Raw genomic sequence first — 12,119 nt, 5'->3', positions numbered from 1 at the left:
GGGATGCGCGGTGGTGGCGCCGGGCTCGGGATCGGCGGGAACGGGCCGCGGCGGAACTCAGCAGGTTCGCAGCCGGGCGCGCTGCTCGGCGACGTCGAAGTGGGCTGGAGGCCAGTCCAGTTCCAGCGACCGAAGGGCGTCGACGAGCAGTTCGGTCACCGCCAGGCGGGCATACCACTTGTTGTCGGCGGGCACCGCATACCAGGGCGCGTACTCGGTATGGGTGAGATCGAAAATATCCTGGTAGGCCTGCTGATAGGCAGGCAGCAGGGCGCGGTCGTCCAGATCGCTCGAGCTGAACTTCCAGTACTTGTCGGGGCGGCTCAGCCGCCGGGCCAGGCGTTTGCGCTGCTCCTCGAGGGAGATCAGCAGCGCGACCTTCACAATGGTGGTGCCGCTCTCGGCGACCTTGCGCTCGAAGGCGTTGATCTCGGCGAAGCGCTTGCCCCAGACCTCCGGCGGCACCATCTCGCGCACCCGGACGACCAGCACGTCCTCGTAGTGCGAGCGGTCGAACACGCCGAGTTGCCCGGCGGCCGGCAGTTTCCGGCGGACCCGCCAGAGGTAGTGGTGGCGGCGTTCCTCGGCGGTGGGCACGCCGAAGGCGGCATGGTCGACACCCTGCGGGTCCACCGAACCGATCACGTGCCGCACGATGCCGCCCTTGCCGGAGGTGTCCATCCCCTGCAACACCAGCAGCACGCTGCGCGAATCGCCGCTGCGGCCGTTGGCGTACAACTTCTCCTGGAGATCGGCGAGCACCGCGCGGCGCTGTTCGATCAGCAGTTCCCCGGTCTGTTTCGCGCCCAGCTTCTTGTCGGCGCGGAAACCCGGCGTGGCGCTGGTGTCGAACTCGGCGACCCGGACGCCCTCGGCCCGCAGCGCCTCGGTCACCGGAACGGACCAATTGGTTTTTGCCATGGGGGCAGTATGAACGGCGGGTGGCCGAACGCAAACCGCCCCCGGCCCGAAGGGGATTCGAGGCCGGGGGCGAGTCTCCCACTGAGCTGGGAGGCGAAGCAACTGTGACTATATCCGCCCGGCGACACCGGTGTCGGCGTTTCGACGTGCGCGGTTCAGGGGTGGGGCTGGGTCGGCGACTCGATTCCGGCCAGTCGCAGCAACTGTTCGGCGAAGTCGTTGTCCGAGACCGGGGTCAGCGTCAGATCCGCGGCGGTGGTGAGCAGATACCGCCCGTCGTCGGTGAAGTCGAGCCAGGTGCGGTGCCGGGTCGGCGGTGACATCGGATCGTCGGGGGCGATGGTGACGGTGAGGAAGCCGCGAGCGTCGACGGGGGAACGCAGCTTACGGCGGAAGCGGGCGGCATTGCGCTGGTCGGGGCTGCCGTCGTGGGCGACCCCGTCGGCGCCGAGCACCGCCTCCTGCGGTTCGCGCAGGGGGCCGTGCAGGCCGGCCGGCGCCGACCCGATCACCGCGACCAGACGCTCGCCCACCGCGCGAGCGTGGCAGACCGAGACCGTGACGGCGTTGTCGCCGGCCACCAGGATGCCGGCGTGATTGTGCACCACCGCGGCGAAGGCCAGGATGCGTTCCGGATCACCGGAGCGTTCCCCCGCGACGGTGATGGTGGTGGCGTCGGCGCGCGCGCACAGCATCAGCGCCGCGGTCAGGTCCGGATCGGTGTTGCGGGCATAGCGGGAGCGCAAACCCAGTGCCGCATACTCGGATTCGGTGCGCACGGTGGCCGCGGGGACCACGTTGACGGGATACGGGCGACGATCCATGCCGGTCTCGGAGGACCAGACGTGGGTGAACTCGTCCGGGGTCAGCGTCCATCTCACCGGCCGTGCCCTCCACCGGTACCGGAATCGGGGGGCAGCGGGGCGAAGCGGGGCACGCTGTCGCCGGAGGCGGGCAGGGTCGGGTTGTAGCGGTAGGTCATGACGTCGCGGACGTCGGCCAGCGTCGTCGCGGCGCGCAGGTCGTATTCGGCGCGGCGGCGGGCGCCGTGCACGGCCTCCGCGGCCGGATCGTCCAGCGGCAGATAGGGTGGTGGCGGCGGGGCGATCGCGTCCCGGATCGTTTGTGCCGATTCGGAATCCGCCGCGAGCAGGCGGTGCAGCGCGGCGCAGGCGTCGGCCGCGGCGAGGCCGTGGCTCAGCAACTGCCGGGTGGCCTCCAGCGCGGCCGCGCGGGTGCGGCCCGACCAGCGGGTCAGCCCGGCGTCGGTGGCGGCCGCGAAGGTGTGGAACGCCTCGTCGATCAGTTCACCGCGCCGCCGCCACACCTCGGCGACCTGGCCGATCGCACCGGGGTCGAGCCGCTCGTGCACCAGATCCCAGATCTCCTGGTGGCTGTAGCCGCCGAATATCTCTCGGTCGGGGACGTACGGGGCGTCCGTGTTCTCCGCTGGTCCGTCCGGACGCATCGCCGATGTCCTTGTCTGCCGGTGAATGTCGGTGTGCTTCGCGCTGCCGGACGGCGGTGGTCAGCGGCGCGATTCGTCGTCGCCGGCCACCAGCCGCAGCGCGGCGTGGTTGGCGGCATCCGCTTCCGCGAACTGCTTGCCCGCGGCCAGGAATGCGGCCTCCAGCAGCAGCGCGGCCTCCTGGAAGGCGGTCAGGGTGGCGGCGAATTCGCTTGCCTTGCCGGAGAAACCGCGGGCCAGCGCCCGGCCCGAGGGCAGGGCGCCGAAACCCGGTCCGAAGGTGTCGGTCTGGCCTTCGAGGCGGGCCGCCCGCAGCTCGTCGACGAGGCGGGAGCAGGCCGTGGCCAGGTCCCGGGCCACGTCCGGGGCGATCTCGAGGACCGCCTCGCCATTGGATTCCTGTGTCGCGGAATACAGTTCGCGCGCCGCTTGCTGGCCGATCTCCGGAATTGCCACCGCGTGGTCCCCTTCCCGACCGCCGATGGTCCGGCACCCTACCGCAGCCCGGCGGTTCGGGGAACCCCCGTGGTACCCGGACGGCCGCGAAACCGCTGGGAGACCGCCCGATTCAGGTCCGGTCCACCTCGATCGTCATCCCGGCCGCGCGCAGCCGCTCGGTGAGCGCGTCGCCCATCGCCGCCGCCGGGGTCAGGATGCCGGTCTGCGGCGGCAGGTCGTCGTAGGCCAGGCACAGCCCGGCCTCGCCGAGCAGCACCGACGTCGCCTGATAACCCGGATCGCCGGTGCCTGCGAAGGTGGCCACGTACTTGGCGCCGGAGGTGGTGTGCGCGAAGGTCTGCATGGTGAACCAGCCGGTGCGCCGGGCCTTCTCGCCGGGGCCGGTGCCCGGCGCGGGCAGCACCCGATCCAGCAGTTTGCGCCCGGCGGACACCCGGGACAGCACCGCGCCCGCGGCGGTAGCGGCGACGATGCCGCCCGCCATGCCCGCGGCCACCAGCGGCGCGGTGCGGGAGCGGCCGGCGCTCATCACCTCGCGGTAGCGGAAGTTCTTGCCGTACACCCAGCCCAGCAGGCCGTTGCTGCGCCGCACGATCTTGGTGTTGTGCGCGGCCATCACGAAGGTCGACACCCAGCCGTCCAGACTCGGGTCGATGGTGGACGCCCGTTGCAGCGCCTGATCGGTCTGCCGGCCGACATCCGGGTCCAGCGCCGGATCCGGCGACAGCGAGTACGGATGTGACAGCACCCGGGCCTTGCTCGGGTCGGCGGCCACCGCCTCCATCATCGCGCGCGCGGAATCGATGGTGCCGCCGCTCATTCCGCCCTTCAGCTTGGCCACCAGGGTGGTGTCGGTGAGCTCGCCGGTGTTGTCGGCGACGGTGCGCCGGTACAGCTGGTACACGCTCAGATCCGACGGAATCGAGTCGTAGCCACAGGAATTCACGATCCGCGCGCCGGTGGTCACGGCCTGTTCCTGACACTGGTCGATGCAGTCGCGGACGAACAGCGGCTCGCCGGTGAGGTCGGCGTAGTGGGTGCCCGCGCGGGCGCACGCCCGCACCAGCGGCAGTCCGTAGCGCAGATAGGGCCCGACCGTGCTGACCACCACCCGGGTGCGGGCGGCGAGGGCGTCCAGGCTGTCCTGATCGGTCGAATCCGCCTGTATCAGCGGCCAATCCGCGGCGGCCGCGCCCAGGCCGGCGCGCACCCGGGTCAGCTTGTCCACCGACCGGCCCGCCAGCGCGATGCGCGCCCCGGCCGGCGCTGCCCCGGCCAGATAGGCGGCGGTCAGCGCGCCGACGAATCCCGTCGCGCCGAACAGCACGAGGTCGAATTCCCGGTCCGTCATGAAATTCCCATCCGGTCGCCGTCGCGACCCGCGAGCGGATTCCCGGGTCGTCGTTGTCCGGTACCTACCGTATCGGCTATCGGCGCGATTCGGGTCGTGCGGCTCGCTGCGCCAGCCAGGCGTGGTGGGCCTTGCCCAACTCGGTGACCGGGGGCTCGTTGTAGAGCCACTCGCGCGCGATGCGATGCCAGTTGGCGGTGGCGCCCAGCTGGCCGAGCACCCCGAAGGTGAGGAAGTCCGCGCGGCGCGAGAACAGGTGCTCCGGGGGTAGGTTCGTCAGTTTCATGCCGGAGTACTCACCGGCCCGGGGATCCACCGCCAGCAGGAAGGCGCCGCTGGCCAGCTCCGGGGTGATGGTGAACTCCTCGTCCACGGCCGCCCACTTGGAGGCCGACAGCACGTATTCCAGCGCCTGCTCTCCGGTGACCTCCTCCGGCGTCTCGATGACACCGCGGTCGATCAGCAGCCGGCGCAGATCCTCGGCGCGGTCCTCAGCGGCGGCGCGGATGCCCTCGGCCTCGTAGCCGACATCGCGCGGATTCATCCGATTGAACAGCCCGAAGTCGAGGAAGGCCACCCGGCCGTCCTCACCGAGCAGCAGGTTGCCCGGGTGCGGGTCGCCGCAGAATTCGAAGAAGGTGAACAGCGAGCCGACGTAGAACCGGTAGATGATCTCGCCGACCCGGTTGCGCTCGGCGGCGGGCAACTGCTGGATCTCCGCGAAACCGTGGCCGGGGAAGTATTCGCTGACCAGCACCCGGGCCGTGGACAGCTCCGGCATCGCGCGGGGCACCACGACGAACGGATGGTCGGCGTAGAGGGCGGCGATCTCGGCCTGGGTGTGCGCCTCGGTGACGTAGTCGAGTTCGCTCTCCAGATTCAGCCGCAGCTCGTCGAGTACCGCCGGGGTGATCCAGGGCATCGCCGAGTGCAGGACGCGCCGGAACATGGTCAGGTTCCGCAGATCCGCGCGCACCGCCAGATCGATGCCCGGGTACTGCACCTTCACCGCGACCGCGCGGCCGTCGTGCAGCCGGGCCCGATAGACCTGGCCGATGGAGGCGGCGGCGATCGGCTCCGGCTCGAACTCGGCGAACAGCTCCGCGAGCGGGCGGCCGGCATCCTCCTCGATCACCGCGCACATGGTGTCGAAGGAGACCTTCGGCGCGCTGTCGCGCAGCACCGCCAGCCGGCGCTGGAATCGCTCGCGGTGTTCCGGCGGCACCAGATCCAGATCCAGCACGGACAGCATCTGCCCGAGCTTCATGGCGACGCCCTTCATGGTGCCCAGCACCAGCACCATCTGCTCGGTCGAGCGCAGCATCGACTCCTCGGCCATGCGCGCCCGCACCTCCTCGGACCGGCCGCGCATCGAGCGCTTGGCGCGCTGCGAGCGAATCACGTTGCCCGCGACCACGACTCCGAGCTTCGTGCCACGCGCCAGCCGGGAGGTCGGTACCGCGTCGGCCCGCTTCCCCGCGTCCTTCACCGTCGGCCTCCCCGCGTCATGGGCCGCGATCCGGCAGCTCCACCGACCATCAGGGTAACGAGATCGGTGGCGCCGTGGACAGCCCCGGAATACGGCAAGGGGTGCGGGAAGCGGGGAGGGATCAGGGCAGCTGTTCGTCGGGGCCGGGCAGCCGGTGCGGGACCGCGTTGAAGCGCTCCGGGGAGCCGCCCGCGCGGACCATGCCCTCGATGGCGCTCCACGCCATCATGGTGAGGTGGTCCAGCATCGCGTCCTTCGTCATGGTGCGGTTGGTGATCCACCAGTCCACCGCCAACTGGACGCCGCCGACCAGCACGTGCGCCCAGAGCATCACGCCCTCGGTCGAGACGCCCCGGTCGAACGCCTTGTCCTGGAGCACCGCCGCGACCACATCGGCGAACAGCCGCTCGAAGTCGGCCAGCGTGGTCTTGTCGGTGCTGGAGGTGTTGCCCATGATGAAGCGGTACACGTCCGGATCGGCGTCGACGGTGTGCACGTAGGCTGCCAGGGTGTTGCGGACCAGCGCGTAGTCGTCCTGGTCGTCGCTGATGGCCTCGTAGATCCGCGGCATCAGGGTGGTCTCGATGAACCGCTCCATGGTGGCGCGGGTGAGATCGTTCTTGTCGGAGAAGTACCGGTACAGCACCGTTTTGGAGACGCCGATCTCCGCGGCGATCTCGTCCATGCCGAGTTCGCCGCCACGCTTGCGGATGGCCGCCAGCGTGCCGTCGACCAGTTCCTCGCGGCGGTCGATCTTGTGCTGGTGCCAGCGTCGCTTGCGGCCGTCCACCCGGCCGCCGCGCGCCGGCGGGGTGCGCGTCACGTCGACGAGTTCTTCGGTGGACAGGACAGGCTCCTATGGTCGGTGGGAGGGTCGGTGCTCCCGGGGCATACCCAGCTTAAGTCCTCGCCTGCGCCCCCGTCCGTCTTCCCGCTCGTGTGGCCCGGCGCGCGCACCCGCCACGGTTACGGTTCGGACGGCCCGGCGCGCGCAGACCATCCGCCGCCGTGTAGTTCGGGCGGCTCGCCGCCGTGTCGTTCGGGCGGCCCGCCGCCGTGCACTTCAGGCGGCCCGCCGCCGTCACCGATCAGAATGGAACCATGGAGCACTCAGCCGGTAGCAGCCCCGCCCTGGTGGAGCCCGGCGCCGACGCCGGGCCGCCACGATCCGCGGGGACCGGCGGGCCGCCGCGCCGATCGTCCCCGCCGCCGGACTCCTTCGCCGGCCTGCTCGACGAGGCCGGTAAGCGGCACGACCTGCGGCGGATGAAGATGGTCGCGACCGGATTCCTGGTCGCCGCGACCGTGATCTATCTGGTGTGCAGCTGGTCGAGCGCGCACGGCGGCGGGGCTTGGGTCGGGTATGTGCGGGCGGCGTCGGAGGCGGGCATGGTCGGCGCGCTGGCCGACTGGTTCGCGGTGACGGCGCTGTTCCGGCATCCGCTCGGACTGCCCATTCCGCACACCGCGATCATCCGCAAGAAGAAGGATCAGCTCGGCGCGGGGCTCGGGGATTTCGTGCGGTCGAATTTCCTGTCGCCGGACACCGTCGCCGAGAAGGTGAATTCCGCGCAGATCTCGCTGCGGCTGGGCCGCTGGATGGCCGATCCGCAGCATGCCGCGCGGGTGTCCGAGGAGTCGTCCACGATTCTGCGCGCGGTCGTCGGCGCGCTGCGCGACGAGGACGTCGAGCAGGTCATCGACCAGACCATCGTCAAGCGCATCGCGGAACCGGAGTGGGGGCCGCCGATCGGCCGGGTGCTCGCGGAACTACTCGCCGACAACCGGCAGGCGGCGCTGCTGGACCTGCTGGCCGAGCGCGCCCACCAGTGGGCGCTGAGCAGCCAGGAGACCGTCGACCGGATCGTGATGCGGGACGCCCCGAGCTGGGCGCCGAAATTCGTCAACGTGCTGCTCTCGGAGCGGATCTACCGGGAATTGGTGGAATTCACCTGGAAGGTCCGTTCGCAACCGGATCACGAATTGCGTTCCGCGGTGAATCGTTTCCTCGAGGAGTTCGCGCACGATCTGCAATTCGATCCGGCGATGATCAAGAAGGCCGAGCGGGTCAAGGCCGAGATCATGGGCCGCGAGGAGATCACCGGTATGGCCCGCGCCACCTGGCGGGCGGCCAAGCGGATGATCCTGGAATCCGCCGAGGATCCGTCGAGCACGCTGCGCCGCAAGGTCACCGAGAACGTGCAGCAACTCGGCGACCGGCTGGCCGACGATCCGGAACTGCGTGATCGGGTGGACGCCTGGGTGGAACGCGGGGTGCGCTATCTGGTGGTCACCTACGGCGCCGAGATCGCCACGCTGATCAGCGATACGGTCGCCCGCTGGGACGCCGACGAGGCCAGCAGCAAGATCGAATTGCAGGCCGGCCGCGATCTCCAGTTCATCCGGATCAACGGCACGGTGGTGGGTTCGCTGGCCGGTCTGGTCATCTACACCCTCTCCCACCTGGTCTTCGCGGTCTGATCGCACACCTTCACGGGTGCTAGCTGGGGTGCTTGCAAGAGTTAGCACCCTGTTCTAGACTCGGCGGCACAACCGCCGGAAGGTGAGTCATGGCACAGGAGCCCGAGGTTTCCGGGCAGGCCACCGGGGAATTCGCGGAGCAGTCCGCACTCGCCGGTGATCGGGTGGGCCGCGTAGCCAACGCGGCACACGACATCGGGAGCTTCATCCGGTCGCAGCGGGAGGCCGCGCAAGTCTCGCTGCGGCAGCTCGCGCAGCTGGCGGGGGTGAGCAATCCGTATCTCAGTCAGATCGAGCGCGGCTTGCGCAACCCGTCCGCCGAGGTGCTCGCGCAGATCGCGAAGGGTCTGCGGGTGTCCTCGGAGGTCTTGTACATGCGGGCGGGCTTCCTCGAGCAGAGGTCGCACGGCCCGGTCCGGGACGCCCTGCTGGCCGATACCGGGATCACCGAGCGGCAGAAACAGGTCCTGCTGGACATCTACGAATCGTTCCGCCGGGAGAACTCCGGCGGCGACGCCGCCGTCGAGAGCCCTGGCCCCACCCGCCAGGAGAACGAAACATCATGACCGAGACCACTACCCCCACCGTCACCAAATCGATCTACGCGACCGTCGGCGCCGGTGACGCGCTGTACACGGCCGTCACCGAGGTCGTCGACAAGGTCCGCGAGCGGGCCACCGGCACCGATGTCGGCGGCCGGGTCGAAGAAGCCCGCGAACGGCTGTCCACACTGCCGGCCGATGTCCAGGAGCAGTTCGAGTCGCTGCGGCAGCGGCTGACCGAGCTGTCCTCGGACCTGCCGGAGGAGATCGCCGACCTGCGCGACAAGCTGAGCTCGGCCGAGTCCCGCAGCAAGCTGACTGCCGAACTCGGCGACCGGTTCGGCCCGGACGAGCTGCGCAAGCTGGTCGACCAGTACTACCACCAGTTCCTGGGCTTCTACTCGGAGCTGGCCGAGCGCGGCGAGGTCACCGTGGGCCGGCTGCGGTCCACCCCGGGCGTCGAGGAGCGCATCGGCCGGGTCGAGGGCGTCTACAACGATGTCGTCAGCCGGGCCGAGGGCGTGCTCGGCAAGGTGTCCGGGCAGGTCGGCGGGCTGCTGGGCGGTAAGGCCGCCCCGGCCGGGTCCGAGGCGGAGGCGCCCACGATCGTCGACGCCGAGGTGGTCGACGTGAGCATCGAGACCGAGATGCTCGCCGAGCAGGCCGCCGCCGAGCAGGTCCTGGCCGAGGAGGTCGCCGCCGAACAGGCCGCCGCCGAACAGGCGACCGCCAAGAAGGCGCCGGCGAAGAAGGCCGCGCCCAAGAAGCCCGCTGCCGAGCAGTAATTCCGCACCTCGGTCCGCCCAGCCGCCTCCGCAGCTCTCGATTCGCGGAGGCGGCTGTGTTCTCCGGAGTTCTCCGGATAGCTCCTATCATGGATTCCGTGTCCCTGACTCATGGCGTTCTCACCCTGATCTGGCTCGCCGCTGTGGGGGCGACGATCTTCGCGCTGATCCACGCCGTCCGGCAGCGTTCCGACGCGTTCCCCGCGGTCGACAAGCTGACCAAGCCCATCTGGGTGACGATCCTCGTGGTGGCGCTGGCCCTGCTGGTGCTGGCGGAGACCGCGGTCGGGCTGCTCGGCCTGGCCGCCGTGGTGGCCACCGGTGTCTATCTCGCCGATGTGCGGCCCAAGGTCGACGAGGTGCAGCGCGGCCCGCGCTGGTAAAGGGGACTGTCGTATTTCCTCGAGCCCGCCGCTGATCGTTTGTGCGGGTTCACTGATGTCACGTTCGGGCTGGTTACCCGACTCCCGGCAAGTTACTGTGTCGATAGGTTACTGTTGTAGTAGGTAACACACAGTTTCGGTGCACAAGGGAGTGTTCGGATGCCGGCGGTGCTTTCTCCGGTCCAGGATCGGATCCGTCATCTGCTGCGGGCTCATCGCACGAGTCTGCGCACTCGTCGCTATGCCACCGCCGCTTTCGATCCGCCGGCCGTGCCCTCCGTGGCGATTCCGGTGACCACCGCCGACGGCGCCCGGTTGCGGGTGCACGCCTACGGGCCCGCCGACGGCGATGTCGTGGTGCTTGGTGCACGGCTGGACCTGTTGCCTCGAATACTGGAATCCGCAGATCAACGCCTTCGCCGCGGATTACCGCGTGGTCGCCTACGATCTGCGCGGTCACGGCGCGAGCGAACTCGGACCGAGCGCGCCGAGCTGTGAACTGCTGGCCGACGACCTGGCGGCCGTGCTGGCCGCGGTGCTGCGGCCCGGGCAGCGCGCGGTGCTGGTGGGACACAGCCTGGGCGGCATGACCATTCAGGCATGGGCCGCCCGTCATCCCGAACAGGTGACCGAGCGGGCCGCCGCGGTGGTGCTGACCAACACCGCCCCGGGCAATCTGATCGCCGAGACCACCGTGCTGCCGTTCTTCAACCGCGGGCGGCTGCGGCTGCCGCACGGGCTGGGCCGCTGGGGTCTGGCCGGGCAACTGGTCTTCCCGCCGATCGCGCCGGTGCGCTGGGTGTTCCGGCGGCAGGTGATGAGCCTGGCCGCCACCGGCGACATCGCCGAATTCGCGCTGTCGATCGTGCGCTCCTGCCCGGCGGCGGTGCGCGCGGCCTTCGGCCTGCTGCTCGCCGATCTGGCCCTCGGCGATGCCGCCGAGCGCCTCACCGTGCCCACCACCGTGATCGCCGGTGACCACGACGACCTGACGCCGCCCGTGCATTCCCGCCGGATCGCCGAAATGCTCACGCGCGCAGGATCTCTCGATACCCTGCGGGTGCTGCCGACCGGTCATCTCGGCAATGTCGAGGCGTATCCGGAGTTCAACGCCGAACTGGAACGGGTGCTGATCGCGGCCCATCGCAGCGCCGAGGCCAGCGCCTGACGGAGGCGCGTCGACGCGTGCCGACCGCCGGATTCGCACCCGGCGCAGGTCCCCGCACCCATCTGGCGCGGAATGAGGTGCGGGCACCTGCCCTGGGTGCGAATCATGGTGCGTGGCAAGTGGAGTCGTCGAATCGGCAAGGGCGTGTGGAGAGCGGGTCAGCTGAAGACGACCGTGCGGCGGCCGTGCACCAGCACCCGGCCCTCCAGGTGCCAGCGCAGGCCGCGGGCCAGTACCACCCGTTCGATGTCGCGGCCCTGGCGGACCATGTCGCGGGCGGTGTCGGCGTGGTCGATGCGGATGACGTCCTGTTCGATGATCGGACCGGCGTCCAGCTCCGGCGTCACGTAGTGGCAGGTCGCGCCGATCAGCTTCACACCGCGGGCGAACGCCTGGTGATAGGGGCGGGCGCCGACGAACGACGGCAGGAAGCTGTGGTGGATGTTGAGCGCGCGGCCCGCCCAGTGCTCGCACAGTTCCGCCGGTAGCACCTGCATGAATCGCGCCAGCACCACCGCATCCGGCTCGTACCCGTCGACCAGGGTCCGGACCCGGTCGAACGCCGGGCCGCGCTCGGCCGGATCGCGCGGGAACGGTACGTGGTGGAACTTCACGCCGTGGGCGCGGGTCATCTCCGCCAGATCCGGATGATTGCCCACGACCGCCTCGATGGTGGCGGGCAGCTCACCGCTGGCCGCCCGGCCCAGCAGGTCGTGCAGGCAGTGGCCGTCTTTGCTGACCAGTAGGACCGCCCGGCGCCGCTGCGCGGAATCCAGCACCTGCCAATCCGTCTCCGGACCCAGCTGCGCGGCCACCGCCGCGAACCGCTGCCGCAGCTCGGTCAGTCCGAACGGCACCGTCGCCGCCAGGATCGCCTGCCGGGTGAAGAACCAGCCGGACTCGCGATCGGAGTGATATCCGGCCTCCACGATCGACCCGCCGAACTCGGCGATGAACGAGGTGATCCGGGCGATGATGCCCGGCCGGTCCGGACAGCCGAGGGTCAGCACGTAACGCTGGTCGTCGGAGGGCGCGGGGGTGGAGCTCATGGCTCCATCCTCGCAGGATGGCG

At 70.1% G+C, this 12,119-nt stretch carries 13 protein-coding genes; 5 read left to right on the top strand and 8 right to left on the bottom strand.

All coding sequences use genetic code 11. The features are described from left to right. Positions 1-57: 57 nt before the first annotated feature. From LBW94_RS41535 to LBW94_RS41505, 7 genes are all read right to left on the bottom strand, one after another. Positions 58-921: a PPK2 family polyphosphate kinase gene (locus LBW94_RS41535; protein WP_225056792.1), complete on the bottom strand. Its 864-nt coding sequence runs from the start codon at positions 919-921 to the stop codon at positions 58-60. A gap of 155 nt (positions 922-1,076) precedes the next feature. Further along, the gene (locus LBW94_RS41530; protein ID WP_225056794.1) at positions 1,077-1,802 is read right to left on the bottom strand and encodes an ESX secretion-associated protein EspG; all 726 of its coding nucleotides are present in this window, start codon (positions 1,800-1,802) and stop codon (positions 1,077-1,079) included. Then, complete coding sequence (locus LBW94_RS41525) at positions 1,799-2,389, bottom strand: hypothetical protein (protein ID WP_225056796.1); 591 nt, start codon at positions 2,387-2,389, stop codon at positions 1,799-1,801. Before LBW94_RS41525 ends, LBW94_RS41530 begins: the two co-directional genes overlap by 4 nt. Before the next feature lie 60 nt (positions 2,390-2,449). Further along, the gene (locus LBW94_RS41520) at positions 2,450-2,845 is read right to left on the bottom strand and encodes a hypothetical protein (protein ID WP_225056797.1); all 396 of its coding nucleotides are present in this window, start codon (positions 2,843-2,845) and stop codon (positions 2,450-2,452) included. A gap of 112 nt (positions 2,846-2,957) precedes the next feature. After that, positions 2,958-4,199: a saccharopine dehydrogenase family protein gene (locus tag LBW94_RS41515; RefSeq protein ID WP_225056799.1), complete on the bottom strand. Its 1,242-nt coding sequence runs from the start codon at positions 4,197-4,199 to the stop codon at positions 2,958-2,960. Positions 4,200-4,275: 76 nt separating this feature from the next. Further along, positions 4,276-5,688: an ABC1 kinase family protein gene (locus LBW94_RS41510; protein ID WP_225056801.1), complete on the bottom strand. Its 1,413-nt coding sequence runs from the start codon at positions 5,686-5,688 to the stop codon at positions 4,276-4,278. 121 nt (positions 5,689-5,809) lie between these two features. Beyond that, the gene (locus LBW94_RS41505; protein ID WP_225056802.1) at positions 5,810-6,511 is read right to left on the bottom strand and encodes a TetR/AcrR family transcriptional regulator; all 702 of its coding nucleotides are present in this window, start codon (positions 6,509-6,511) and stop codon (positions 5,810-5,812) included. A gap of 443 nt (positions 6,512-6,954) precedes the next feature. Between LBW94_RS41505 and LBW94_RS41500 the strand changes: the two genes are divergently transcribed. From LBW94_RS41500 to LBW94_RS41480, 5 genes are all read left to right on the top strand, one after another. Continuing rightward, the gene (locus LBW94_RS41500) at positions 6,955-8,169 is read left to right on the top strand and encodes a DUF445 domain-containing protein (RefSeq protein ID WP_225057035.1); all 1,215 of its coding nucleotides are present in this window, start codon (positions 6,955-6,957) and stop codon (positions 8,167-8,169) included. Between the two features lie 89 nt (positions 8,170-8,258). Continuing rightward, positions 8,259-8,735: a helix-turn-helix domain-containing protein gene (locus LBW94_RS41495; protein WP_225056804.1), complete on the top strand. Its 477-nt coding sequence runs from the start codon at positions 8,259-8,261 to the stop codon at positions 8,733-8,735. Further along, positions 8,732-9,496 (top strand): heparin-binding hemagglutinin, encoded by a 765-nt coding sequence (locus LBW94_RS41490; protein ID WP_225056806.1) that lies wholly within the window; start codon positions 8,732-8,734, stop codon positions 9,494-9,496. The genes LBW94_RS41495 and LBW94_RS41490 overlap by 4 nt, the downstream gene beginning before the upstream one ends. Positions 9,497-9,585: 89 nt before the next feature. Next, positions 9,586-9,879 carry a DUF2516 family protein gene (locus LBW94_RS41485; protein ID WP_225056808.1) on the top strand — a complete coding sequence of 98 codons (294 nt, stop codon included), beginning with the start codon at positions 9,586-9,588 and terminating at the stop codon, positions 9,877-9,879. Positions 9,880-10,228: 349 nt separating this feature from the next. Further along, positions 10,229-11,047, top strand: a complete 819-nt coding sequence (locus tag LBW94_RS41480; protein WP_225056809.1) for an alpha/beta fold hydrolase — start codon at positions 10,229-10,231, stop codon at positions 11,045-11,047. 158 nt (positions 11,048-11,205) lie between these two features. On the opposite strand, the gene purU is transcribed toward LBW94_RS41480, so the two are convergent. Then, positions 11,206-12,096 carry a formyltetrahydrofolate deformylase gene (gene purU, locus LBW94_RS41475; protein ID WP_225056811.1) on the bottom strand — a complete coding sequence of 297 codons (891 nt, stop codon included), beginning with the start codon at positions 12,094-12,096 and terminating at the stop codon, positions 11,206-11,208. Between the last annotated feature and the right edge of the window lie 23 nt (positions 12,097-12,119).

The organism is Nocardia sp. alder85J, assembly GCF_020176955.2.
Classification (GTDB): Bacteria; Actinomycetota; Actinomycetes; order Mycobacteriales; family Mycobacteriaceae; genus Nocardia.
Note: the sequence above shows the minus strand (reverse complement) of the source record. Positions and strands in the feature narration are given on the sequence as shown.

Coding starts and splice junctions, on each gene's coding strand:
- LBW94_RS41535 (WP_225056792.1), bottom strand. CDS start 921: ATGGCAAAAACCAATTGGTCCGTTCCGGTGACCGAGGCGCTGCGGGCC.
- LBW94_RS41525 (WP_225056796.1), bottom strand. CDS start 2,389: ATGCGTCCGGACGGACCAGCGGAGAACACGGACGCCCCGTACGTCCCC.
- LBW94_RS41515 (WP_225056799.1), bottom strand. CDS start 4,199: ATGACGGACCGGGAATTCGACCTCGTGCTGTTCGGCGCGACGGGATTC.
- LBW94_RS41500 (WP_225057035.1), top strand. CDS start 6,955: ATGAAGATGGTCGCGACCGGATTCCTGGTCGCCGCGACCGTGATCTAT.
- LBW94_RS41495 (WP_225056804.1), top strand. CDS start 8,259: ATGGCACAGGAGCCCGAGGTTTCCGGGCAGGCCACCGGGGAATTCGCG.
- LBW94_RS41490 (WP_225056806.1), top strand. CDS start 8,732: ATGACCGAGACCACTACCCCCACCGTCACCAAATCGATCTACGCGACC.
- LBW94_RS41485 (WP_225056808.1), top strand. CDS start 9,586: ATGGATTCCGTGTCCCTGACTCATGGCGTTCTCACCCTGATCTGGCTC.
- LBW94_RS41480 (WP_225056809.1), top strand. CDS start 10,229: ATGTCGTGGTGCTTGGTGCACGGCTGGACCTGTTGCCTCGAATACTGG.
- purU (WP_225056811.1), bottom strand. CDS start 12,096: ATGAGCTCCACCCCCGCGCCCTCCGACGACCAGCGTTACGTGCTGACC.